The following is a 23,061-nucleotide window of genomic DNA, read 5'->3' as shown; positions in this document are numbered from 1 at the left end:
TCAGTTGAGGCGTCAGAAGCGACGCTATTCCACTGTAGGAGCGAGCTTGCTCGCGAAAAACTCGATAGCGACGCGGGGTGTCAGAGACCCAGCGTTATCGTTAACGACTTTCGCGAGCAAGCTCGCTCCTACAGTGGTGGGTGTCAGGTGAGTTGTTCGGCTACCGATTCCGGGATGTCGGCATTCGAATACACATTCTGCACATCATCCAGGTCTTCAAGCATGTCCAGCAGCTTCAACACCTTTTGCGCACCGTCAAGGTCCAGCTCGGCGCTGGTGGTCGGCAGCATCACGATTTCCGCGTCGGTGCCGTTGAAACCAGCGGTTTCCAGGGCGTTACGCACGGCGTAGAAGCTGGCGAACGAGGTGAACACATCGATGGAGCCGTCTTCGTTGGTCACTACGTCATCGGCATCCGCTTCCATCGCGGCTTCCATCAGCGCGTCTTCATCGGTGCCCGGTGCGAAGGTGATCTGCCCCTTGCGCTCGAACAGGTAGGCCACCGAGCCGTCCGTGCCGAGGTTGCCGCCACACTTGCTGAACGCATGGCGCACGGCTGCCGCGGTACGGTTGCGGTTGTCGGTCATGCATTCGACCATCACCGCCACGCCGCCCGGACCGTAGCCTTCGTAGGTCAGCTCGACCATGTCGTCGGTATCGGCCGCACCGGCACCACGGGCCACGGCGCGGTCAATGATGTCGCGGCTCATGTTCGCGCCCAACGCCTTGTCCAGCGCCAGGCGCAGACGCGGGTTGGAGCCCGGGTCACCGCCACCCTGGCGGGCCGCGACGGTCAGTTCGCGGATCCACTTGGTGAAGATCTTGCCTTTCTTGGCATCCTGACGCTCTTTGCGGTGCTTGATGTTCGCCCACTTGGAATGGCCAGCCATAACACAACTCCGAATTCTCTAGAAACCTTATCAATCCCGCCCCAGGCGAGATTTCCCTCTTTTAAACGCAAAGGCGCATCCGAAGATGCGCCTTTTTGACTGCCTGCTACCTTATTGCGCTTTCACGCAGCAGCCTTACTCAGCCTTCGGCGTCTCGCGCAGGCGGATGTGCAGCTCGCGCAGTGCCTTGGCATCCACCACACCCGGAGCCTGGGTCATGACGTCCGCAGCGCTCTGGGTTTTCGGGAAGGCGATCACTTCGCGGATCGACTGGGCGCCGGTCATCAACATCACCAGACGGTCCAGGCCGAACGCCAGGCCACCGTGCGGCGGCGCGCCGTATTTCAGGGCGTCGAGCAGGAAGCCGAACTTCTCTTCCTGCTCCGCTTCGTTGATGCCCAGCAGGCGGAATACCGCTTGTTGCATCTCTTTGCGGTGGATACGGATCGAACCGCCACCCAGTTCAGTACCGTTCAACACCATGTCGTAGGCACGGGACAGCGCGCCTGCAGGGTTGGCTTCCAACTCTTGCGGGGAGCACTTCGGCGCGGTGAACGGGTGGTGCAAGGCGCTGAAGCTGCCGTCGTCGTTCTCTTCGAACATCGGGAAGTCGACCACCCACATCGGTGCCCATTCGCAGGTCAGCAGGTTCAGGTCGTGACCGAGCTTGATACGCAGCGCGCCCAGGGCCTCGCTGACGATCTTGGCCTTGTCGGCGCCGAAGAACACGATGTCGCCGTCAACCGCACCGACGCGATCGAGGATCACGTTCAGGTTGGCCTCAGGGATGTTTTTCACGATCGGCGATTGCAAGCCGTCGACACCATTGGCGCGCTCGTTGACCTTGATGTACGCCAGGCCCTTGGCACCGTAGATGCCGACGAACTTGGTGTAGTCGTCGATCTGCTTGCGCGGCATGCTCGCGCCGCCAGGCACGCGCAGGGCAGCGATGCGGCATTTAGGGTCGTTGGCCGGGCCGCTGAACACCTTGAAGTCGACGTCCTTGAGCTGGTCGGCCACGTCCACCAGTTCCAGCGGGTTACGCAGGTCTGGCTTGTCGGAACCGTAGCGGCGCATGGCTTCTTCGAAGGTCATATGCGGGAATTCGCCGAACTCCAGGTCCAGCACTTCCTTGAACAGGTTGCGGATCATTTGCTCGGTCAGGCCCATGATCTCTTTTTCATCGAGGAAGCTGGTCTCGATGTCGATCTGGGTGAATTCCGGCTGGCGGTCAGCGCGCAGGTCTTCGTCACGGAAGCACTTGGCGATCTGGTAGTAACGGTCGAAGCCGGCCACCATCAGCAGTTGCTTGAACAGCTGTGGCGACTGCGGCAAGGCGAAGAAGCTGCCGGCGTGGGTGCGGCTAGGCACCAGGTAGTCACGCGCGCCTTCCGGGGTGGCCCGGGTGAGGATCGGCGTTTCGACGTCGAGGAAGCCGTTTTCGTCGAGGAAACGGCGGATGCTGGTGGTCATGCGCGAGCGCAGGCGCAGCTTCTCGGCCATTTCCGGACGACGCAAGTCCAGGAAGCGGTAGCGCAGGCGGGTTTCTTCGCCCACGTCGGAGTATTCGTTGAGTGGGAACGGCGGGGTTTCCGACTCGTTCAGCACTTCCAGCTCATAGCCCAGCACTTCGATGCCGCCGGACGCCATGTTCTTGTTCACGGCACCGGCCGGACGCAGGCGTACCTTGCCGGTGATCTTCACCACGTATTCACTGCGCACGCGGTCGGCGGCGGCGAAACTCTCGGCGCGGTCCGGGTCGAACACCACCTGGGCCAGACCATCACGGTCACGGATATCGAGGAAGATCACCCCGCCGTGGTCGCGGCGACGGTGAACCCATCCGCAAAGGGTGATTTCCTGACCTTCCAGGGTCTCGTTCAGTTGGCCGCAATAATGGCTGCGCATCATGGTCGTGGTTTCACTTCTCGTAATTCGAAATTCGGTGGCAGGCCTGCCTCGTCACCGCACAGTCAAGCAGGGGACGGATAATGCAGGAGCCTGCGCGTAGAGTTCAACTCAGTCTGCTTTGTCGCCGCCGGCCAGGTTCTTCTTGGCACCGGTCTTGAAATCAGTCTCGTACCAGCCGCTGCCGCTCAGACGGAAGCCCGGCATGGACAACATCTTCTTCAACTCAGGTGCCTGGCAGGCAGGGCAATCGACCAGCGGCGCGGCGCTGATCTTCTGAATGGCTTCCAACTGATGACCACAGGAAGCGCATTGATAGTCGTACATGGGCATGGAGATGTCTCGGCGATCAGATCGTTACAGCGCCACGCCCTGCCCTGTGCATAAAGCCCGGCATGCGCAGCAAAGCGCGGGATTATATCTGGTAAATCAACACAGCGCAGCCGGCTTTGTGCCCAGGACCCGGCCCGTCGGGCTGAGGAGCCGGTCATCGGACTACTGCGCGAGCGTATCCCCGGACGTGAGGGCGCCCCGGCCTTTAAGAACGTGAACCACGCACACCACCCTCACCAGCCCACTGAAGTTCTTCACGCCTCCGTAACGCAAATGCACTTCCCGATCGACATAGGACAACAGCGCACTGACCGAACAGGTATTGAGCCTGGCGATTTCCGTCAGGATATTCCAATAGACCTGTTCAAGCCGCAGGCAGGTAGAAAACCCATTGAGCCTGACCGAACGGGACAGTGGCTTGGCCAGCCCCATATCAAAACCCTTGGCAAAAGGGTCGACCTTTATCTTGTGAAAACCACAGGTTTCCATCATTCCCTTACCCACTCCACGTGACATACACCTGACACTCCATTGCCAAACAGCAGCCAACAGGCTTCTCCCATTGGACGATGGCTTATAAAACAGCAGCCAGCGCAGAGCAGCCAGAAGACGGGGAGTTGTTAGTTGTAGGACAACGCCAGGAAGCGCAGGGAAACCAGCAGGCGGCGCTGAAAAGGCGCCGCCAGGGTTCGACAGTTACTGGTTTTCGAGCAGGGAGCGCAGCATCCACGCGGTTTTCTCATGAACCTGCATACGCTGGGTCAAGAGGTCCGCCGTGGGCTCATCACTGACTTTGTCGAGCAATGGGAAGATGCCTCGCGCGGTACGCGTGACCGCTTCCTGGCCGGCCACCAACTGCTTGATCATCTCTTCGGCGCTCGGCACACCCTCTTCTTCCTTGATGGAAGACAGGCGGGCGTAAATCGAATAGGCACCCGGCGCCGGGAAGCCCAGGGCACGGATACGCTCGGCAATGGAGTCCACTGCCAGCGCCAGCTCGTTGTACTGCTCTTCGAACATCAGGTGCAGCGTACGAAACATGGGGCCTGTGACGTTCCAATGGAAATTGTGGGTCTTCAGATACAGAACATAGGTATCGGAGAGCAGGCGGGAAAGTCCGTCGACGATGGATTTACGGTCTTCTTCACTGATACCAATATCGATTGCCATGTGTTTCCCCTTCAATTGACGAGCATTCATTGATCAGGTGCAGCTCCACTCTAGCAAGAGAGTGCGCCACGTGCAGCCCGACACACTCGGGCGGCATGCGGCAAATCGCCCCGCACCGCCTGCGGGATCTGACTTGGCAAGCCTGTTTACCTGTAGGAAGGGTCTAGGCCGCCACTGAAAAATCCCGCACCTGTCTAGGACAAGCGTTTGCCGCAGAAATGCCGTAGCCGTGGCAACACCCCGAAATGCTTGATTTGAGTAGGCACAGCCTTTGCTGTTAAATAGACGCGGTGTGGCTGCCGTTTATTCCTGCGGCACGTCACATAGGCTGATACCCGCGCACGTGCTCAACGCCTCCCATTGTTCAGAAGCGAACCGTGCCAGTCAGCTCTTCCTTGTGATCCGTCTTAACGTGAGTTAACCAAAATGTTGAAAATCGTCCACCTGCTAACGGGCGTTGCAGCCTTGCTGCTGTCCTTTATTCCGAGCCTGCAGCCTGAAAGCCTGCCCTACCTGGAACAACACGACGCCCTGTACCTGGCCTTGTTCGGCCTTCTTAACCTGACGCTCGCACCGGTAATCCCTTACTGGAACAAAGGCACGCGTCATCAACTGCAAAACCTGGTCAGTGCGCTGCTGGTGCTGACTGTTGTCGTACAAACCCTCACCCTCCTGGCGCCCATGCCTGAAGTCGGGGGCCATCCGGCCATCCTGCTCAGCCTGGTGATCGCTGTGGTCGCCATCGTTCTTCACCTGGCCATCAGCTTCTACCGCTCGTCTCCAGCGGCCGCGTCGCAAAACTATGACATGACCAACCGGGATACCGGGACCGTCAAGTGGTTCAACACCTCCAAGGGCTTCGGCTTCATTTCCCGCGACTCGGGCGACGATATCTTCGTCCACTTCCGAGCAATTCGTGGCGAAGGCCATCGCGTCCTGGTCGAAGGCCAGCGCGTAGAGTTCTCGGTGATGAACCGTGACAAGGGCCTGCAAGCCGAAGATGTCATTGCTGCCCTGCCGCGTCGCTGATCCCAGCCCTCGCAGCAAAAAAAACCGCGATCCAGCCTTGGCTGGGTCGCGGTTTTTTTATTGCGTGCGCACTCAATAGTGTGGCGGTGGCGCTTCTTCTTCGGATGACTCGAACTGCCCGCCCATTTCTTCCTGGCGCTTGAGCAGTGCAGTCATTTGCAATTGCAGGCGTTCGACGGCCCGCTGCTGGGTGACCAGGATGTCATTGAGGGTTTCAATGGTGTCGTCCTGGAAGGCCAGGCGGCTTTCCAGGTCGGTGACGCGTTCTTGCAGGTCCATGGTTCAGTCCTGGGTAAAGATGAAGTCGGCAGGCAATAGCTCACGCAATCGGCTGCGAATCGCGGCCACCTGCTCTTCGGTGTAGGGCCGGGCTGGATGCTTGCCCCACACCGGGGCTGGCCAGGCGGCGTCGTCGCGCTTGCGCACAATCACATGCACATGCAACTGACTGACCACATTACCCAACGCGCCGATGTTCATCTTGTCGGCCGCCAGTTCCTCGTTAAGCAGTTGCGCCAGGGCCGTCGTTTCTTGCCACAAGGTTTGTTGATCTGCGACATCCAGATGAAACACTTCGCTGATACCTTCGATGCGCGGCACCAGGATGAACCAGGGGTAATTTGCGTCATTGGACAGCAGCAGGCGACAGAGCGGGAAGTCCCCAATGGCCAAGGTATCTTGTTGCAGGCGTTGATCTAAGGCGAACACGTGGCACTCCGTTCGGCAGGTCGGTAACAGGTGCCCAGCATACCTTCGAATGCCCAAGGCTTCACGGGCAATGCTGGCGGCCTTGAGGCAACCAGGCAAAAAGATGCACCCTTTAGAGGCAATAGCCCAGGTGAGCAACGCTAGGCCGGGCCTCAACGGGATGCACCAAAATGACCCACCTGTGCCTCAAAGGGATCCGCCGATTACCCACTGATAAGGGTCAACCGGTAACGTTTTACCCAGGTACAGGATTCAGGTACCACCGAACCGGGATAACACCCTGGCGTCAAGCCCAACCGAAATGGCGTAAACCCCCCGTGCTTATGCGGTTTTTACAGGTTCATCACACTTTTCACGAAAAAATGACATTCGGTAAGTGGTTTGAGCACGCTTGTTGCATTCACCCCCATATCGTCGGCAACGACACCCGTTTGGACACAGGTGTTTCGCGATAAAAGTAGTGGCGTTTCAATGTGTATCAGGGATGCGTTCAAACTTTGAAAGAAGTCTGAAAACAGCATTGAAGTTGTCAGCCTGGATACATTTCTGGCTGTGAATTTGCGACATGGATCTAGCGATTTACGACAGCCTCGTAAAGAAGCTGAAAGGATAATTGAGTAAGTATCGTCAATAGGGTCTGCGTGAGATAACTTTGCGCCGACACAAAAAGAAAGAGCCGCCCAGATAAAAATACAGGTGGGACGGCAGTACTCTTCCTAAAACCAAAGGAGCAAATCACGATGCGCGTGATGAAGTGGAGCATGATCGCCCTGGCTGTTTCAGCAGGCACCTCGCAGTTCGCAATGGCGTCCGCCCAGGACGATTCCAAGGGCTTTGTTGAAGACAGCACGTTCAGCATCAATACTCGCGCGCTGTACTTCAGCCGTGACTTCCGTAACAACCCGTCGGGCCCAGGCTCCAAGAGCCGTGCTGAAGAAACCGGCCTGGGCTTCAATGCCCTGTACGAATCGGGCTTCACCCAGGGCACCATTGGTGTCGGTGTCGACGTGATCGGCCTGATGGGCGTCAAGCTCGACAGCGGCAAGGGCCGCGCCGGCACCGGCCTGTTCCCAACCGGTTCCGACGGTCGCTCGCAAGACGATTACTCCAAAGGCGGCGGCGCGGTTAAGTTCCGCATTTCCAACACGGTGCTGAAAGTCGGTGACCAATACACCACAGCCCCAGTGTTTGCCTCCGACGACAGCCGCCTGTTGCCAGAGCTGCCACAAGGCATCTCCATCACCAGCAATGAAATCAAGGGCCTGAAGCTTGAAGGCGGTCACTTCACTTCCAGCGTCGCGCAGAACCAGACCTACCACGACAGCCTGGGCCTGACCAAAACCGACTTTGTCGGCGGTGTGTATGCCTTCACTCCAGAAGTCACCGGCAGCCTGTACTACGCGAAAACCGAAGATTACTTCCGCAAGTACTACAGCAACCTGAACTGGACCCACGCCCTGAGCGATGATCAGTCGTTCGCGCTGGACTTCAACATCTACGACACCAAGAGCGACGGCGCCGGCCTGCAACGCGCAGAAAAAGATGGCGTGACCAAGCTCGACAACCGCGCCTTCAGCTTGCAGGGTGCCTACACAATTGGCGCTCACACCTTCACCCTGGCAGCCCAGAAAGTCACCGGTGACGGCGACTACGGTTACGGCGTAGACGGCGGCGGCACTGTGTTCCTGGCCAACTCCATCGCCCGTTCCGACTTCAACGCCGAAGGCGAGAAGTCCTTCCAGGCGCGTTACGACATCAACATGGCGACCTTCGGCATCCCTGGCCTGAGCTTCATGACTCGTTACGTCACCGGCAGCGGCGCCAACACCGGCACTACCAGCAACGGCAAAGAGTGGGAACGCGACATCGAAGCCAAGTACGTGATCCAGAGCGGCCCGGCAAAAGATCTGAGCCTGCGCCTGCGTCAAGCGACTTACCGTTCCGGTGATGGCGTGTACTACGGTTCGCCGTCGATCGACGAGCTGCGTCTGATCGCCAACTACCCGCTGAACATCTTGTAATTGCCGGTTCAATTACAACGATGACCTAAGGCTTCGGCCTTAAACAAAAAGCCGCTCCTCTGTTTAAACAGGGAGCGGCTTTTTTATTGCAGTTTTATTTCAAGCAACAAACAACTAGCAAGCTAAGTAACTAGTTTTTCAAAGCTGACCTTTCGGCCAACTTCGATAGCATCACGCCAAGTTACTTCGGCGCACTTTCCTGCATCACCCGAATAACCCGTTGCGGAAACGGAATATCAATCCCGGCCGCTTTCAAACGGTCACGCGCCAATTCATTGAGCATAAACACCACGTCCCAATAATCCGGGGTGTTGGTCCAGCAACGCAGGGAGACGGTGATGGAACTGTCGCCCAAGGTCGACACCACCGCCACGGCGGCAGGGTCCTTCAGAACACGCGGGTCTTCAGCCAAAGCCAGCAGCACTTCACGGGCCTTCTGCAGGTCCGCCTCATAGTCCACACCCACGTCAAACACAACCTTGCGGGTCGGCTGGCGATTGGTGTTGGTGATAAGACCGTTGGACAGGCTGCCGTTGGGAATGATCACCGTCTTGTTGTCGCCGGTACGCAGCACCGTGTGAAAGATCTGGATGCTGTCGACGGTACCCGAGGTACCCTGGGCTTCGATCCAGTCACCGATACGGAACGGGCGGAACAACAGAATCAACACGCCGCCAGCAAAGTTCGCCAGGCTGCCTTGCAAGGCCAGGCCGATAGCCAGGGTAGCGGCACCGATCGCGGCCACGAACGAGGTGGTAGCCACACCGATCATCGAGGCCACGTTGACCACCAGCATGACTTTGAGCGCGATGTTCGCAAGGCTGGTGATGAAGTGTTGCAGTGCCAAGTCTGCGTTACGCATGGCCAGCAAGCGGCCCACGCGTTGAGTCAAGACATTGATCAGCCACCAGCCGATGGCCAGGGTGATCAACGCCAGCAATACGCGACTGCCGTATTCCATGATCATGGGGATCCAGGACTGGGAGGTCTTGATCAGGTGATCCATTTCAGCGTTCAAATCCATCTACTTTCTCCTGTGGTGCGGCGATAAGGCTCGATTGACTGCCTGAAAACGCAATTGAGCCCCGAAGGGCTCAATTGTAGGCAATGATGCTGGGGCGTGGGACGTCAAAAGTGCCCACAGGTTCCCCAAAGTGCCATCAGTCGCGGAAGTTATTGAACTGCAGCGGCATGTCAAATGTCTTGGCGCGCAGGGCCGCGATGGCCTCTTGCAGGTCGTCACGCTTTTTGCCAGTGACGCGAACCTGCTCGCCCTGGATGGCGGCCTGGACCTTGAGCTTGGCGTCCTTGATGTGCGCGACGATTTTCTTGGCCAGTTCTTTGTCGATGCCTTCCTTGAGTACGGCTTCCTGCTTCATCAGTTTGCCGGAAGCGTAGGCGTCCTTGACTTCCAGGCACTGCACGTCGATCTTGCGCTTGACCAGGGCCAGCTTGAGGATCTCGATCATTGCTTCGAGCTGGAAATCGGCTTCAGCGGTCAGGTTGACGGTCAGTTCCTTTTCCTTGAATTCGAAGCTGCCCTTGCCTTTCAAGTCATAGCGACGGTCCAGTTCCTTGACGGCGTTCTCGACGGCGTTGGTGACTTCGTGTTTGTCCAGTTCAGATACCACGTCGAACGAAGGCATGTGATTTCTCCAATATAAGGGGCGGGCTCAGTAGAGATGGAGCGCGCCCGAGCTAAAATGCCGGGGCATTATAGCGGTTCTTTCGCGCCGTTCACCGCTGGCGACCTTATGGAGTACACACTGATGTCGACCCCCTGGCATATTCTTGGCGCCGGCAGCCTGGGCACTCTCTGGGCCACGCGTCTGGCCCGCGCAGGCGTTCCCGTCAGGCTGATCCTGCGCAATGAGGCGCGCCTGGCCGACTATCGAGCCGGCCAAGGGCTGACCCTGGTCGAGCAGAGTGTGGAACAGACTTACCCGGTAGTCGGTGAAACGCCTGACAGCCCGGAGCCGATTCATCGCCTGCTGGTCGCGTGCAAAGCCTACGATGCTCAAAGCGCTATCGCCCAGTTGCAACATCGACTGGCGCCCGACGCCGAACTGATCCTGCTGCAAAACGGCCTTGGCAGCCAGGACGCAGTGGCTGCACAAGTGCCGTTGGCCCGTTGCATCTATGCCTCAAGTACCGAAGGCGCGTTTCGCGAAGGCGACTGGCGGGTGGTATTTGCCGGCCATGGTTACACCTGGCTGGGGGATGCGAGCCACCCCACGCCACCGCTGTGGCTGGACGACCTGCAAGCGGCCGGCATTCCCCACGATTGGGCCAGCGATATCCTCACGCGCCTGTGGCGCAAGCTGGCGCTCAATTGCGCCATCAACCCGCTGACCGTGCTTTACCAGTGCCGCAACGGCGGTTTGCAAGCCCACGCGTGTGAAGTGGCAACCTTGTGCGCTGAATTGGCCGAGCTGCTGGAATGCTGCGGCCAGCCTGCTGCCGCACAGGACCTGCACAGCGAAGTGCAGCGGGTGATCCAGGCCACGGCGGCCAATTACTCGTCCATGCACCAGGACGTGGCCAACCGCCGACGTACCGAGATCAGCTACCTGCTGGGCTACGCCTGCCAGGCGGCGGCCCGCCATCAATTGGTGTTGCCGCACCTGCAACAGTTGCAAGCGCGCCTGGTCGAATATCTGCGCGCACACGGATTGGCCAGCGACTGAGGCACGCGCTACCCTGCCTACCTGTCTATCACCTCGGAAAACCCTGATGCCACTGCGCCAGCGTCTTGAAAATCTACCGGTAGGGCAGAAACTGCTGGCGGCCCTGCTGGTGTTGTTGACCACCGTATTGCTGGTGGCCAACCTGACGTTTATCAGCGCCGCCTACTGGATCTCCCAGGAAAGCATGGCCCCCCAGGCCTTGCAGTCCATTGGTCGACTGGTGTCCAACCCCGCGCTCGCCGCCGAGGCCCTTGAGTCTCCGACCAAGGCCGAGGCGCTGCTCAATGAGCTGACCAGCTATTCACCGTTGCGCGCCGCCGCTTTGTACGATGGCGAAGGCAACCGCCTGGCGCAGATGCAGCACGGCGACCGCCTGCACCTGCCGGACCACTACCGGCATATCGAAGCGTGGCGCCTCACTGAATTTCGCAGCAACCAAGTCATCACCCTGCCCCGTGGCACTCAGCCTTCGGGGCATTTGTTGCTGGTGGCCAGCAGTGAGCTGCCGGTGGCGTTCTATACCGGCACGCTGACCGCGAGCCTGGGTATCCTGATTTTCAGTGTGTTGTTGTGGCTGGTCATCGCCAGGCAGATCAAACGCCTGATCACACGGCCGATTCATGAACTTGAAGAACTGTCCCGCCAGGTGACCCGCGAGGAGAACTACGCTTTACGCGCCGGGCGTGGCAACCGTGATGAAATCGGCAGCCTGGCCGAAGCGTTCAACACCATGTTGTCGCGCATCGAAGCCCGCGAGCAGCAGCTCAAACGCGCACGCGACGACTCCCAGGCTGCGTATGACCAGGCTCAGGGCCTGGCTGAAGAAACCCGGCATACCAACCGCAAGCTGGAACTGGAAGTCCAGGTACGCAGCAAGATCGAGAAAAAGCTCACGGGCTTCCAGAACTACCTGAACAGCATCATCGACTCGATGCCTTCGGCGCTGATCGCCCTGGATGAACAACTCTACGTCACTCAGTGGAACCAGGAAGCCACCGCCCTATCCGGTACGCGCCTGGACGAAGCCCTGAACCAGCCGATATTCCTGGCCTTCCAGCCGCTCAAGCCGTACCTGCCGCAAATCAAGGCGACCGTGGAACAGCACACGGTGGAGCGGATAGAACGGGTCACCTGGATCAAGGACGACGAGCCCAAGCATTATGCGCTGACGTTCTACCCGTTGATGGGCGGCGCCGGGCGCGGAGTGGTAATCCGAATCGACGACATCACCCAGCGCCTGTCCCTGGAAGAAATGATGGTGCAATCGGAAAAAATGCTCTCCGTGGGCGGCCTGGCCGCAGGTATGGCCCATGAGATCAACAATCCGCTGGGCGCGATCCTGCATAACGTGCAGAACATTCGCCGGCGCCTGTCCCCCGAGCTGCCCAAGAACCTGGAACTTGCCGAACAGGTGGGCATCGAGCTGGAGACGGTCAACCGTTACCTGCAAGGCCGCGAAGTCCCGCAATTGCTCGACGGCATCCAGCAGGCCGGGGCGCGTGCCGCGAAAATCGTTACCCACATGCTCAGCTTCAGCCGCCGCAGCAATCGCCAGATGGCGCCCTGCGATTTGCCCGCGCTGATCGACCAGGCCGTGGAAATCGCTGGCAACGACTTCGACCTGACCATTGGTTTCGACTTCAAGGGCCAAGCGATCATCCGCCAGTTCGATCCGCAACTGGGCCCGGTACCCGGCACCGCCAACGAGCTGGAGCAAGTGCTGCTCAACCTGTTGAAAAACGCCGCCCAGGCCATTCACCTGCGTGAAGATGACAGCGAACCTGGGCGCATTATCCTGCGCACCCGCCTGAACCCGCCGTGGGCAGAAATCCAGGTAGAAGACAACGGCATCGGCATGAGCGAAAACGTGCGCAAGCGTACGTTCGAACCCTTCTTTACCACCAAGGAAATCGGCCAGGGCACCGGGCTAGGCCTGTCGGTGTCGTACTTCATCATCACCAACAACCACAAGGGCCAGATGGAGGTGCATTCCACCCTGGGCCAGGGCACCTGCTTTACCTTGCGCCTGCCTTTGGCCGGCAGCCAATTGCCCCCCACTGAACTTACCCAACTGGAGCACTGACCATGGGCTTTCGCCTGTCGAAGATTTACACCCGTACCGGCGACAAAGGCGAGACCGGCCTCGGCGACGGCCGCCGCGTGCCCAAGGACCATCCACGCGTGGAAGCGATTGGCGAGGTGGATACCCTGAACAGCCAGCTGGGCCTGCTGCTGGCCAACCTTGAAGAACAAAGCGGCAAGCACCCGGCGTTGAAGGACGTGATTGAAGTGCTCACACCTTGCCAGCACCGTCTGTTTGACTTGGGCGGTGAACTGGCGATGCCGGTGTACAAGGCGCTGAATGCGGGGGAAGTGGATCGGCTGGAAGCAGCGATTGATCGCTGGAACGAGGAAGTCGGGCCGCTTGAGAATTTCATCCTGCCCGGCGGCTCAGCCTTGATTGCCCAGGCCCATGTGTGCCGCAGCCTGGCGCGCAGCGCCGAGCGCCGCTGTCAGCACCTGAATGCGGTGGAGCCGCTGGAGGGTGTGGGGTTGGCGTACATCAATCGGTTGTCGGATTTGCTGTTTGTGGCGGCAAGGGTGATTGCCAAGCGCCAAGGCGTTGCGGAAGTGTTGTGGCAGGCTGCGGCCAAGCCACACTGACCATTATGTACCGCTTGATAGTGCCCCATCGCAGGCAAGCCAGCTCCCACACTTGAAGTGTTCACCTATCAAATGTGGGAGCTGGCTTGCCTGCGATGAGGCCATCAGAGCTGCATCACACCTGGGGCCAGAACGCCCTGATACCTGCCACACCTTGCGCCCCGGCTTCCCAAGCCTGCTCCCGCTGCGCCGGCCCAACCCCGCCCAACAGAAACACTGGCTTGCTGAACCCAGCAATCAACTGCTGCGCCTGCTCCCACCCCAACGGCTGGGCGTCCGGATGGGTCTGGGTCGGTTGGACGGGCGACAGGGTGACAAAATCCACGTCCATCATTTCTGCCAGGGCCAGCTCTTCAGCGTTGTGGCACGAAGCCGCCAGCCAACGGTCTTTGGGCAATGGGCGGCCCTTACTGGCGTATTTGCGCAATTGCGCCGAGGTCATGTGCCAGCCGGCAGCGGGGAAGTCCCCCAGCCACTCGAACGGCCCCTTGAGCATCAGTTGCGCCTTGCCGGCACACAGGCCCACCGCATCCACCGCCAGGTCACGGTACTTGGGGTCATAGCCGTTGGGCGCACGCAGTTGAACCAGCTTGATGCCACCGGCAATAGCCTTCTGGATACCGCGCAACAGCGTCGGGGTTTCCAGCTCACCAGGGGTGATCAGGTACTCGGCGGGCAAGCGTGCTGCAGCGACAATCGGCGCATTCGCCGCCGGAAATTCATAGTTGACCAGGTCCCGCGGTGCCACCCACGCCAACGGCTGCCCTTCAGCGCCATGGGGCTCGCCGGTAAAAGCCGAGACTTCCCAGACATCCAGCAATACCTGCTTGTCCGGATAGTCATGTTGCACCTTGATCAGCGGCCGCGCCGTAGTGACCTGGATGCCCAGCTCTTCCTGCAATTCACGGGACAAGGCCGTGGCAACCGACTCATCGGCCTCCACCTTGCCGCCAGGAAATTCCCACAGGCCGCCTTGATGCTGAGTATCGGCACGGCGCGCCAGCAGGATCCTGCCATCGACACCGCGGATCACCGCTGCTGCTACATGCACTCGTTTCACGCCACTGCTTCCTCTCGTTGTAGCCCCCGTAGGAGCGAGCTTGCTCGCGAAGAACGTCAACGATAACGCGTACATCCTGGATAAACGCGGTGGCGTTGAGTTTTTCGCGAGCAAGCTCGCTCCTACAGGGGGAGGGTCATTTTCAGGTACGGTATTCCGCGTTGATCTTCACGTACTCGTGGGACAGGTCGGTGGTCCAGATGGTTTCGCTGCAGTCACCACGACCCAGTTCGATACGGATGGTGATTTCTTCTTGCTGCATCACCGCCGAACCCTGGGCTTCGGTGTAGGTTTCGGCACGGGCGCCACGGCTGGCGATGCACACATCACCCAGGAACACGTCGATCTTGCTCACGTCCAGGTCCGGCACGCCAGCACGACCAACAGCCGCGAGGATACGGCCCCAGTTAGGGTCCGATGCAAACAGCGCGGTCTTGATCAGCGGCGAGTGCGCCACGGTGTAGCCCACATCCAGGCATTCCTGGTGGTTGCCGCCGCCGTTGACTTCAACAGTCACAAACTTGGTCGCGCCCTCGCCGTCACGCACGATGGCCTGGGCCACGTCCATGCACACTTCGAACACCGCCTGCTTCAATGCCGCAAACAATGGACCTTCGGTAGAGGTGATTTCCGGCAGGTTGGCCTGACCGGTGGCGATCAGCATGCAGCAGTCGTTGGTGGAGGTGTCACCGTCGATGGTGATGCGGTTGAACGACTTGTTGGCGCCGTCCAGCATCAGGCGTTGCAGCACATCACGGGAGACTTTGGCGTCGGTGGCGATATAACCGAGCATGGTGGCCATGTTCGGACGGATCATGCCTGCGCCTTTGCTGATACCGGTGACGGTGATGGTCACGCCCTCATGCACGAACTGACGGCTCGCGCCTTTGGGCAAGGTATCGGTGGTCATGATGCCGGTAGCCGCAGCCGCCCAGTTATCCACAGACAGATCATCGAGCGCGGCTTGCAGGGCGCCTTCGATTTTTTCCACCGGCAGCGGCTCACCGATCACACCGGTGGAGTACGGCAGCACCTGGCTGGCATCGACGCCCGTCAACTGGGCCAGCTTGGCGCAGGTGCGCGCCGCCGCGACAAGGCCCGGCTCGCCGGTACCGGCGTTGGCATTGCCGGTGTTGGTCAGCAGGTAACGGATCGACCCGGCCACGCGCTGCTTGGCCAGAATCACCGGCGCGGCGCAGAAGGCGTTAAGGGTGAACACTCCCGCCACGGTCGAGCCTTCAGCACAGCGCATCACCACCACATCTTTGCGCCCCGGGCGCTTGATGCCGGCCGAAGCGATACCAAGTTCAAAACCGGCAACCGGGTGCAACGTGGGCAAAGGACCAAGACCAACAGCCATGAATGCGCTCCTTAAAAATAGGTGATGTCTGTGCCGTCGCTATCGACGGTGGGAATTAATGGCAAAACGCCGCGACGGCAAAAGCCGGTCGCGGCGCGGGGTGTTGCAGCGTCAGGCGAAAATCTTATTCGATCTGGCCGTGGCAGTGTTTGAATTTCTTGCCCGAACCGCAGTAGCACAGCTCGTTGCGACCCAGCTTCTGGTCATTGCGAACCGGGGTCTGGGCCAGGGCCACATCGACCTCTTCGCCCAAGGCCTCAGGCGCATCCAGGCCCGGCGCTTCATCGTGCTGGAACTGCATGCGCGCCGCCAGGGCCTCGGCTTCCTGACGCAGGCGTGCTTCTTCCTCGATCGGGTCTTCGCGACGCACCTGAACGTGGGACAGCACGCGGATCGAATCGCGCTTGATCGAATCCAGCAGTTCGGAGAACAGCGTGAACGACTCGCGCTTGTACTCCTGCTTCGGGTTCTTCTGGGCGTAGCCACGCAGGTGGATACCGTGGCGCAGGTGGTCCATGGTCGACAGGTGGTCTTTCCACAGGTCATCCAGCACGCGCAATACGATCTGCTTCTCGAAGGTGCGCAGTGCTTCGGCACTCGCCTGCTCTTCTTTCTCGTTGTACGCCGCCAGCAGCTCGGCCATCAGTTTTTCGCGCAGGGTTTCTTCGTACAGGTGGTCGTCTTCGTCCAGCCATTGCTGAACCGGCAAGTCCACACCGAAATCGCTCTTCAATGCCGCTTCCAGGCCGGCAACATCCCACTGCTCAGGCAGCGACTGTGGCGGAATATGGGCGCTGACAGTGGCGTTGAGCACGTCCTGGCGGAAATCAGCGATGGTCTCGCCAATGTTGTCGGCGGCCAGCAACGTGTTACGCATGTGATAGATCACTTTACGCTGTTCGTTGTTGACGTCGTCGAACTCGAGCAATTGCTTACGAATATCGAAGTTACGGCCTTCTACTTTGCGCTGGGCCTTCTCGATGGCGTTGGTCACCATGCGGTGCTCGATCGCTTCACCGGACTGCATGCCCAGGGCTTTCATGAAGTTCTTCACCCGGTCCGATGCGAAGATGCGCATCAGGCTGTCTTCCAGCGACAGGTAGAAACGGCTGGAACCGGCGTCACCCTGGCGACCGGCACGGCCACGCAGCTGGTTGTCGATACGACGCGATTCGTGACGCTCGGACGCGATCACCTGCAAGCCACCGGATTCCAGCACGGCCTGGTGACGCTTCTGCCAGTCGGCCTTGATCTGGGCGATCTGCTCAGGTGTCGGGTTGTCGAGCGAGGCCACTTCCACTTCCCAGTTGCCGCCCAACAGGATGTCGGTACCACGACCGGCCATGTTGGTGGCGATGGTCAGCGCGCCTGGGCGGCCGGCCTGGGCGATGATCTCGGCTTCTTTTTCGTGGAACTTGGCGTTCAGTACCTTGTGCTCGATGCCTTCCTTGTTGAGCAGGTTGGACACGTGCTCGGAGGTCTCGATGGTGGCGGTACCCACCAGGATCGGACGGCCCTTGGCCATGCCGTCCTTGATGTCATTGATGATCGCCGCGTATTTCTCTTCGGCGGTCAGGAACACCAGGTCGTTGTAGTCTTTACGCGCCAACGGTTTGTTCGGCGGAATGACCATCACGGCCAGGTTGTAGATCTGGTGGAACTCGAACGCTTCGGTGTCGGCGGTACCGGTCATGCCGGACAGCTTGTTGTACAAACGGAAGTAGTTCTGGAAGGTGGTGGACGCCAACGTCTGGCTTTCGGCCTGGATGTTGAGGTGTTCCTTGGCTTCGATGGCCTGGTGCAGGCCTTCGGACAGACGGCGACCGGGCATGGTACGACCGGTGTGCTCGTCAACCAGTACCACCTGGCCTTCCTGCACGATGTATTCGACGTTGCGGTGGAACAGCTTGTGGGCGCGCAGGCCAGCGTACACGTGGGTCAACAGGCCCAGGTTGTGCGCCGAGTACAGGCTTTCACCCTCGGCCAGTTCGCCGATCTGAGTCAACATTTCTTCGACAAACTGGTGACCGGCTTCGTTGAGTTCGACCTGGCGGGTCTTCTCGTCGATGGTGAAGTGACCTTCTTTGGTCACCACGCCTTCCACTTCCTCGATGTGCTGCTCAAGGCGCGGGATCAACTTGTTGATCTCGGTGTACAGGCGCGAGCTGTCTTCGGCCTGGCCGGAGATGATCAGCGGGGTACGGGCTTCGTCGATGAGGATGGAGTCGACTTCGTCGATCACGGCAAAGTTGAGTTCACGCTGGAATTTTTCATCCATGCTGAACGCCATGTTGTCGCGCAGGTAGTCGAAACCGAATTCGTTGTTGGTGCCGTAGGTGATGTCGCAGGCGTATGCGGCGCGCTTCTCTTCCGGCGGCTGGAACGGCGTTACCACGCCGACGGTCAGGCCGAGGAATTCATACAGCGGGCGCATCCAGTTGGCGTCCCGGCGAGCCAGGTAGTCGTTCACCGTCACAACGTGCACGCCCTTGCCGGACAGTGCGTTGAGGTAGACGCCCAGGGTTGCCACCAGGGTCTTGCCTTCACCGGTGCGCATTTCGGCAATCATGCCTTCATGCAAGGTCATGCCGCCGATCAACTGGACGTCGAAGTGGCGCATGCCCATGACGCGCTTACCGGCTTCACGGGCGACCGCGAAGGCTTCGGGCAGCAGCTTGTCGAGGGTTTCACCTTTGGCTATGCGGGCCTTGAACTCTTGGGTCTTGGCGCGCAATTGCTCGTCCGACAGAGCAACCATCTGCTCTTCGAAGGCATTGACCAGCTGCACCGTCTTGAGCATGCGTTTGACTTCGCGCTCATTCTTGCTTCCAAAAAGTTTCTTTAACAAAGGCGCAAACATATCGGCAGGTTCTTCCACACATAGGGATGGAGGGCGCACCGTGAGTGGCCCGAGCAGCCCTCACGGCCGCATTGCGAACGCGCATTCTACCCGGAATCGTGGGTGAGGAAAGTGGCGTTGTTCCCCGAGGCAGGCACGGCGCTGTGAGAGGGCTTGTTTAAAATAAGGGCTTTTGCTGGAACTTCAACCCATCAGGTGCAGAAGTTACTTATTGATTTGACGAACAAAGCCCTGGCGATGCAGAGCCTCAGGGCGTGCAGGCGCTTTCTGCTAAGATAGCCGCTCTGTTACCTAAGGTGTCTAAACATGGCATTTCGCCCTCTTACAGCCCGCGCGCCCGGCGTGTTGCTTCGCGAAGCCAAGCCGTTGAAAGCCATTTTTGGCCATGCCAAGCGCCTGGGCCATCTGCAACGCCTGCTTGAAAGCCAGCTGCAACCTGCCGCACGCGAGCACTGTCATGTGGCGTCCTGGCGCGAAGGCAATCTGCTATTAATTGTCACAGATGGCCATTGGGCGACCCGCTTGCGTTATCAGCAAAAACGCTTGCAGCGCCAGCTGATGGTGTTTGAAGAATTCGCCGGCTTGACGCGCATCCAGTTCAAGGTACAGCCGCCCACCGTGCCGCAAGGCGCAGTGGGGCATACCATGGACCTGTCGGAAACGGCCGCCGAAACCCTTCAGGCCACCGCCGAAGGGATCAACGACCCGGGCTTGCGCGCCGCCCTGGAACGGCTGGCCGCCCATGCCCGGCCCAAAGCCTGAAGCGCTATTTGCGTTTGCTGCCGCCCAATAACGAACCCAGCAGACCACGCACCAACTGTCGCCCCATCTGATTGGCGGCCTGCTGCATGGCTGACTTCAACGCCTTGCCCGCCGTGGTCCCCAGGAAGGCACCGGCCTTGTCGGTGAAGCTCGGCTCTTCGCTGGCCGGCGCGGCCTCCTCGGCAGGCCCAAGTTCCTTGCGAGCCATCAGCACTTCATAGGCAGACTCACGATCTACCGGCTTGTCGTAGCGCCCCAACAGTGGCGAACTGGCGACCAACGCTGCGCGTTCTGCTTCGCTGAGCGGCCCGATCCGCGATTGCGGGGGAGCAACCAGTACGCGCTGGACGACTTCCGGCGTGCCCTTTTCCTGCAAGGTTCCCACCAACGCCTCACCGGTGCCCAACTCTGTAAGCACTGACAAGGTATCGAACGTCGGGTTGGGCCGAAAACCGTCCGCCACCGCTCGCAGGGATTTCTGCTCTTTGGCGGTGAATGCGCGCAAACCGTGCTGGATGCGCAGGCCCAGTTGCGCCAGCACCGTATCCGGCAGGTCGCCCGGCGACTGGGTGACGAAATACACGCCAACGCCTTTGGAACGGATCAGGCGCACCACTTGCTCCAGGCGCTCCTGCAAGGCTTTTGGCGTATCGGCGAACAACAAGTGCGCCTCATCGAAAAACAACGCCAACAACGGTTTGTCGGCGTCGCCGCGTTCCGGCAATTGTTCGAACAACTCTGCCAGCAGCCACAAGAGGAAGGTCGCGTAGACCTTCGGCGCCTCATGCACCAAGCGGCTGGCGTCCAGCAGGTGAATGCGCCCACGCCCATCACTGGCAGGCTGCAGAATATCCTCAAGTTGCAGCGCCGGCTCGCCAAACAAGGCTTCGGCGCCCTGCTGTTCCAGCACCGCCAGGCGTCGTAACAAGGCCTGGCTGGAACCGGTGGTCATCAAGGCGGCGTCTTCGCCCAGCAGTTCCGGGTGATAGCGCAGGTGATTGAGCAGCGCCTTGAGGTCCTTGAGGTCCAGCAGCAACAGGCCTTCGCGGTCGGCCACTTTGAACGCCGCATAGAGCGCCGATTGCTGGCTGTCGGTGAGCTCCAACAGGCTGCCGAGCAAGAGCGGGCCCATTTCACTGATGGTGGTGCGCAACGGATGACCGGATTGGCCGTGGATATCCCACAGGGTGACCGGGTACGCCTGGGCAGTGTAATTAAGGAAGGGCATACCGGCGATACGCTCGGCCACTTTGCCCTGGGGGTTGGCGGCGGCGCCCAGGCCGCAGAGGTCGCCTTTGATGTCGGCAGCGAACACCGCCACGCCCGCATCACTGAAGGCTTCCGCCAGGCGCTGCAAGGTGACGGTCTTGCCGGTGCCCGTGGCGCCGGCGATCAACCCATGACGGTTGGCCAGGCGCATGGACTGGGCGATGGGCTGGCCGTCAAGGCCTGCACCGATAAGCAGTTGTGTGGAGTCAGGCATTTCGTCACCTATGGTTAATCTTTAGTGCCGCGAGGTCGATATAGACGGATGTAAGCCCGACAAAGACTAAAAAACGGTCAGATAATTCCGATACAGACCAACGGAGCTATCACCAGAAATACCACACCTTTTTTAACGCTGCCATTTCGCGCTTCCCGCATTGGATGCGCCTCGGATATTAAGACCTTAGCGGACCCTTCAAGCCATGAACAAAAATCTGCGCTTCAGCCACAAGATCCTGCTTGCAGCCTCCCTTATCGTCATCGCCGCCTTTGCGTTGTTTACCCTCTACAACGACTATCTGCAGCGCAACGCGATTCGCGACGACCTCAACAACTACCTGCACGAGATGGGCGACGTTACCGCCAGCAACATCCAGACCTGGCTCACCGGGCGTATCGCCCTGGTGGAAAACGCCGCACAAAACATCGCCATCAACCCTGAACAAAGCGTGGTCGCCAGCCTGCTGGAGCAGAAAGCGCTGACCTCGTCATTCATGGCCACCTACGTCGGTGACAGCCAGGGCGCGTTCACTATCCGCCCCGACACCAAGATGCCCGACGGCTTCGACCCGCGTGTTCGCCCTTGGTACAAAGGCGCCCAGGCCAGTAATGGCTCGACCCTGACCGAGCCCTATATCGACGCGGCGACCGGGCAACTGATCATTTCTGTCGCCACGCCCAGCGCCAAGGGTGGCCAGAGCATCGGCGTAGTCGGCGGCGACCTGAGCCTGCAGACCCTGGTGGATAACATCGGCGCGCTGGATTTTGGCGGCATGGGCTATGCGTTCCTGGTCAGCGCCGACGGCAAAGTGCTGGTGCACCCCGATAAAGCCCTGGTGATGAAGACCCTGGCTGACGTGTACCCGAACGACACCCCGAAGATCAGCGGCAACTTCAGCGAAGTGCAAGCCAATGGCAAGACCAATATCGTGACGTTCACACCGATCAAGGGCCTGCCATCGGTGAACTGGTACCTGGGCGTTTCGGTGGACAAGGACAAGTCTTTCGCCATGCTCAGTGAGTTCCGCACCTCGGCGGTGATCGCCACGATCATCGCGGTGGTGATCATCATTGCCCTGCTCGGCATGCTGATCCGCGTCTTGCTGCAACCTTTGCACCTGATGACCCGCGCCATGCAGGACATTGCTGACGGTGAAGGCGACCTGACCCGCCGCCTGACCATCCAGAACAATGATGAATTCGGCACCCTGGGCAACGCTTTCAACCGCTTCGTCGAGCGTATTCATACCTCGATTCGCGAAGTGTCTTCAGCTACCGAGCACGTCAATGAAGTGGCCCTGCGGGTGGTCAGCGCCTCCAACTCGTCGATGGTCAACTCGGACGAGCAGGCCAACCGCACCAACAGCGTCGCTGCGGCCATCAATCAACTGGGGGCCGCAGCCCAGGAGATCGCACGCAACGCCGCCCAAGCCTCCAGTCAGGCCAGCGATGCCAGGCACTTGGCCGAAGACGGCCAGCAGGTGGTTGAACGCAATATCAAGGCGATGACGCAGTTATCCAGCATGATCAGCACCTCAAGCACCAATATCGAAGCACTTAACAGCAAAACGGTGAATATCGGCCAGATTCTTGAGGTGATCACCAGCATTTCCCAACAAACCAACCTGCTGGCGCTCAATGCGGCGATCGAAGCGGCGCGCGCCGGGGAAGCCGGGCGTGGCTTTGCAGTGGTGGCCGATGAAGTGCGCAACCTGGCCCATCGCACGCAGGAGTCGGCGCAACAGGTGCAAACGATGATCGAGGAACTACAGGTGGGCGCACGGGATTCGGTGACGACCATGAGCGAAAGCCAACGCCACAGCCTGGACAGCGTGGAAATCGCCAACCTGGCCGGCGAGCGCCTGAACAGCGTGACCCAGCGCATTGGCGAGATCGACGGCATGAACCAGTCGGTCGCCACCGCCACTGAAGAACAGACCTCGGTGGTGGAGTCGATCAATATGGACATCACCGAGATCAACACCCTCAACCAGGAAGGGGTGGAAAACCTGCAATCGACCCTGCGCGCCTGCTCGGACCTGGAACAACAGGCCTCGCGCTTGAAGCAATTGGTGGGCAGCTTCCGGATCTGAGGTCCCCCACCTTAACCCACCTGTAGGAGCG

20 protein-coding genes and 2 pseudogenes are annotated in these 23,061 nt (G+C 59.7%); 8 read left to right on the top strand and 14 right to left on the bottom strand.

Annotated elements, in window-relative coordinates; genetic code table 11:
- Positions 1 to 30: 30 nt before the first annotated feature.
- The 6 genes and pseudogenes from BUE92_RS28785 to BUE92_RS07875 all read right to left on the bottom strand — a co-directional run.
- A pseudogene (locus tag BUE92_RS28785) lies at positions 31 to 147 on the bottom strand (outer membrane lipoprotein carrier protein LolA); the annotation flags it as partial.
- Complete coding sequence (locus BUE92_RS07895) at positions 144 to 890, bottom strand: YebC/PmpR family DNA-binding transcriptional regulator (protein WP_073522937.1); 747 nt, start codon at positions 888 to 890, stop codon at positions 144 to 146. The pseudogene BUE92_RS28785 and the gene BUE92_RS07895, both read right to left, overlap by 4 nt.
- Positions 891 to 1,025: 135 nt before the next feature.
- On the bottom strand, positions 1,026 to 2,801 hold the full coding sequence (gene aspS / locus BUE92_RS07890) for an aspartate--tRNA ligase (protein WP_073522935.1): 1,776 nt from the start codon (positions 2,799 to 2,801) through the stop codon (positions 1,026 to 1,028).
- 108 nt (positions 2,802 to 2,909) lie between these two features.
- On the bottom strand, positions 2,910 to 3,131 hold the full coding sequence (locus tag BUE92_RS07885; protein WP_003193872.1) for an FmdB family zinc ribbon protein: 222 nt from the start codon (positions 3,129 to 3,131) through the stop codon (positions 2,910 to 2,912).
- Positions 3,132 to 3,293: 162 nt separating this feature from the next.
- Complete coding sequence (locus tag BUE92_RS07880) at positions 3,294 to 3,647, bottom strand: ribbon-helix-helix domain-containing protein (protein ID WP_073522933.1); 354 nt, start codon at positions 3,645 to 3,647, stop codon at positions 3,294 to 3,296.
- A gap of 180 nt (positions 3,648 to 3,827) precedes the next feature.
- A complete protein-coding gene (locus tag BUE92_RS07875) occupies positions 3,828 to 4,301 on the bottom strand; it encodes a Dps family protein (protein ID WP_003193874.1) in 474 nt (157 codons plus the stop codon).
- 426 nt (positions 4,302 to 4,727) lie between these two features.
- Here BUE92_RS07875 and BUE92_RS29180 point away from each other — a divergent pair, with 426 nt between their 5' ends.
- On the top strand, positions 4,728 to 5,330 hold the full coding sequence (locus BUE92_RS29180; RefSeq protein ID WP_003193875.1) for a cold-shock protein: 603 nt from the start codon (positions 4,728 to 4,730) through the stop codon (positions 5,328 to 5,330).
- A gap of 72 nt (positions 5,331 to 5,402) precedes the next feature.
- Here BUE92_RS29180 and BUE92_RS07865 read toward each other — a convergent pair whose 3' ends face one another.
- Both BUE92_RS07865 and BUE92_RS07860 read right to left on the bottom strand, forming a co-directional pair.
- Positions 5,403 to 5,609: a SlyX family protein gene (locus BUE92_RS07865; RefSeq protein ID WP_005790924.1), complete on the bottom strand. Its 207-nt coding sequence runs from the start codon at positions 5,607 to 5,609 to the stop codon at positions 5,403 to 5,405.
- A gap of 3 nt (positions 5,610 to 5,612) precedes the next feature.
- On the bottom strand, positions 5,613 to 6,038 hold the full coding sequence (locus BUE92_RS07860) for an HIT domain-containing protein (protein ID WP_073522931.1): 426 nt from the start codon (positions 6,036 to 6,038) through the stop codon (positions 5,613 to 5,615).
- Between the two features lie 740 nt (positions 6,039 to 6,778).
- Between BUE92_RS07860 and BUE92_RS07855 the strand changes: the two genes are divergently transcribed.
- Positions 6,779 to 8,059, top strand: coding sequence for an OprD family porin (locus BUE92_RS07855; protein WP_073522929.1), 1,281 nt, complete (start codon positions 6,779 to 6,781; stop codon positions 8,057 to 8,059).
- Between the two features lie 181 nt (positions 8,060 to 8,240).
- On the opposite strand, the gene BUE92_RS07850 is transcribed toward BUE92_RS07855, so the two are convergent.
- Together BUE92_RS07850 and BUE92_RS07845 are read right to left on the bottom strand one after the other, a co-directional pair.
- A complete protein-coding gene (locus BUE92_RS07850) occupies positions 8,241 to 9,083 on the bottom strand; it encodes a mechanosensitive ion channel family protein (RefSeq protein ID WP_073522927.1) in 843 nt (280 codons plus the stop codon).
- A gap of 136 nt (positions 9,084 to 9,219) precedes the next feature.
- Positions 9,220 to 9,705 (bottom strand): YajQ family cyclic di-GMP-binding protein, encoded by a 486-nt coding sequence (locus BUE92_RS07845; protein WP_003193880.1) that lies wholly within the window; start codon positions 9,703 to 9,705, stop codon positions 9,220 to 9,222.
- A gap of 123 nt (positions 9,706 to 9,828) precedes the next feature.
- Between BUE92_RS07845 and BUE92_RS07840 the strand changes: the two genes are divergently transcribed.
- From BUE92_RS07840 to BUE92_RS07830, 3 genes are read left to right on the top strand one after another with little or no spacing between them, the layout of a single operon-like run.
- The gene (locus BUE92_RS07840) at positions 9,829 to 10,746 is read left to right on the top strand and encodes a putative 2-dehydropantoate 2-reductase (RefSeq protein ID WP_073523104.1); all 918 of its coding nucleotides are present in this window, start codon (positions 9,829 to 9,831) and stop codon (positions 10,744 to 10,746) included.
- A 46-nt stretch (positions 10,747 to 10,792) separates the two neighbouring features.
- Entirely contained in the window at positions 10,793 to 12,829 is a 2,037-nt protein-coding gene (locus tag BUE92_RS07835) for a sensor histidine kinase (RefSeq protein ID WP_073522926.1), read from the top strand.
- A gap of 2 nt (positions 12,830 to 12,831) precedes the next feature.
- Complete coding sequence (locus BUE92_RS07830) at positions 12,832 to 13,410, top strand: cob(I)yrinic acid a,c-diamide adenosyltransferase (protein WP_073522925.1); 579 nt, start codon at positions 12,832 to 12,834, stop codon at positions 13,408 to 13,410.
- Between the two features lie 115 nt (positions 13,411 to 13,525).
- Here BUE92_RS07830 and BUE92_RS07825 read toward each other — a convergent pair whose 3' ends face one another.
- The 3 genes from BUE92_RS07825 to secA form a co-directional block, all read right to left on the bottom strand.
- Positions 13,526 to 14,470, bottom strand: a complete 945-nt coding sequence (locus tag BUE92_RS07825; RefSeq protein ID WP_047711674.1) for a Nudix family hydrolase — start codon at positions 14,468 to 14,470, stop codon at positions 13,526 to 13,528.
- A 142-nt stretch (positions 14,471 to 14,612) separates the two neighbouring features.
- Positions 14,613 to 15,830 (bottom strand): bifunctional glutamate N-acetyltransferase/amino-acid acetyltransferase ArgJ, encoded by a 1,218-nt coding sequence (gene argJ, locus BUE92_RS07820; RefSeq protein ID WP_054918425.1) that lies wholly within the window; start codon positions 15,828 to 15,830, stop codon positions 14,613 to 14,615.
- 124 nt (positions 15,831 to 15,954) lie between these two features.
- A complete protein-coding gene (gene secA, locus BUE92_RS07815; protein WP_073522924.1) occupies positions 15,955 to 18,690 on the bottom strand; it encodes a preprotein translocase subunit SecA in 2,736 nt (911 codons plus the stop codon).
- A 306-nt stretch (positions 18,691 to 18,996) separates the two neighbouring features.
- Between secA and BUE92_RS07810 the strand changes: the two genes are divergently transcribed.
- A complete protein-coding gene (locus tag BUE92_RS07810) occupies positions 18,997 to 19,452 on the top strand; it encodes a DUF721 domain-containing protein (protein WP_073522923.1) in 456 nt (151 codons plus the stop codon).
- Positions 19,453 to 19,456: 4 nt separating this feature from the next.
- Here BUE92_RS07810 and BUE92_RS07805 read toward each other — a convergent pair whose 3' ends face one another.
- The gene (locus BUE92_RS07805; RefSeq protein ID WP_073522921.1) at positions 19,457 to 20,935 is read right to left on the bottom strand and encodes a helicase HerA-like domain-containing protein; all 1,479 of its coding nucleotides are present in this window, start codon (positions 20,933 to 20,935) and stop codon (positions 19,457 to 19,459) included.
- Between the two features lie 205 nt (positions 20,936 to 21,140).
- Between BUE92_RS07805 and BUE92_RS29265 the strand changes: the two are divergent.
- Positions 21,141 to 22,172, top strand: a pseudogene (locus tag BUE92_RS29265) (HAMP domain-containing protein); the annotation flags it as partial.
- A gap of 93 nt (positions 22,173 to 22,265) precedes the next feature.
- Complete coding sequence (locus BUE92_RS29260; protein WP_370694806.1) at positions 22,266 to 23,030, top strand: methyl-accepting chemotaxis protein; 765 nt, start codon at positions 22,266 to 22,268, stop codon at positions 23,028 to 23,030.
- Positions 23,031 to 23,061: the final 31 nt, after the last annotated feature.

The sequence above is a fragment of the Pseudomonas fluorescens genome, from assembly GCF_001902145.1.
GTDB lineage: Bacteria > Pseudomonadota > Gammaproteobacteria > Pseudomonadales > Pseudomonadaceae > Aquipseudomonas > Aquipseudomonas fluorescens_BV.
The sequence above is the reverse complement of the archived record's forward strand: the minus strand, read 5'-3'. Positions and strand labels throughout refer to the sequence as shown.

What these genes read in the sequence shown, in the direction of transcription:
- BUE92_RS07895 (WP_073522937.1), bottom strand. Translation starts at nt 890, where the DNA reads ATGGCTGGCCATTCCAAGTGGGCGAACATCAAGCACCGCAAAGAGCGT.
- aspS (WP_073522935.1), bottom strand. Translation starts at nt 2,801, where the DNA reads ATGATGCGCAGCCATTATTGCGGCCAACTGAACGAGACCCTGGAAGGT.
- BUE92_RS07885 (WP_003193872.1), bottom strand. Translation starts at nt 3,131, where the DNA reads ATGCCCATGTACGACTATCAATGCGCTTCCTGTGGTCATCAGTTGGAA.
- BUE92_RS07880 (WP_073522933.1), bottom strand. Translation starts at nt 3,647, where the DNA reads ATGTCACGTGGAGTGGGTAAGGGAATGATGGAAACCTGTGGTTTTCAC.
- BUE92_RS07875 (WP_003193874.1), bottom strand. Translation starts at nt 4,301, where the DNA reads ATGGCAATCGATATTGGTATCAGTGAAGAAGACCGTAAATCCATCGTC.
- BUE92_RS29180 (WP_003193875.1), top strand. Translation starts at nt 4,728, where the DNA reads ATGTTGAAAATCGTCCACCTGCTAACGGGCGTTGCAGCCTTGCTGCTG.
- BUE92_RS07865 (WP_005790924.1), bottom strand. Translation starts at nt 5,609, where the DNA reads ATGGACCTGCAAGAACGCGTCACCGACCTGGAAAGCCGCCTGGCCTTC.
- BUE92_RS07855 (WP_073522929.1), top strand. Translation starts at nt 6,779, where the DNA reads ATGCGCGTGATGAAGTGGAGCATGATCGCCCTGGCTGTTTCAGCAGGC.
- BUE92_RS07850 (WP_073522927.1), bottom strand. Translation starts at nt 9,083, where the DNA reads ATGGATTTGAACGCTGAAATGGATCACCTGATCAAGACCTCCCAGTCC.
- BUE92_RS07845 (WP_003193880.1), bottom strand. Translation starts at nt 9,705, where the DNA reads ATGCCTTCGTTCGACGTGGTATCTGAACTGGACAAACACGAAGTCACC.
- BUE92_RS07840 (WP_073523104.1), top strand. Translation starts at nt 9,829, where the DNA reads ATGTCGACCCCCTGGCATATTCTTGGCGCCGGCAGCCTGGGCACTCTC.
- BUE92_RS07835 (WP_073522926.1), top strand. Translation starts at nt 10,793, where the DNA reads ATGCCACTGCGCCAGCGTCTTGAAAATCTACCGGTAGGGCAGAAACTG.
- BUE92_RS07830 (WP_073522925.1), top strand. Translation starts at nt 12,832, where the DNA reads ATGGGCTTTCGCCTGTCGAAGATTTACACCCGTACCGGCGACAAAGGC.
- argJ (WP_054918425.1), bottom strand. Translation starts at nt 15,830, where the DNA reads ATGGCTGTTGGTCTTGGTCCTTTGCCCACGTTGCACCCGGTTGCCGGT.
- secA (WP_073522924.1), bottom strand. Translation starts at nt 18,690, where the DNA reads ATGTTTGCGCCTTTGTTAAAGAAACTTTTTGGAAGCAAGAATGAGCGC.
- BUE92_RS07810 (WP_073522923.1), top strand. Translation starts at nt 18,997, where the DNA reads ATGGCATTTCGCCCTCTTACAGCCCGCGCGCCCGGCGTGTTGCTTCGC.
- BUE92_RS07805 (WP_073522921.1), bottom strand. Translation starts at nt 20,935, where the DNA reads ATGCCTGACTCCACACAACTGCTTATCGGTGCAGGCCTTGACGGCCAG.
- BUE92_RS29260 (WP_370694806.1), top strand. Translation starts at nt 22,266, where the DNA reads ATGGTCAACTCGGACGAGCAGGCCAACCGCACCAACAGCGTCGCTGCG.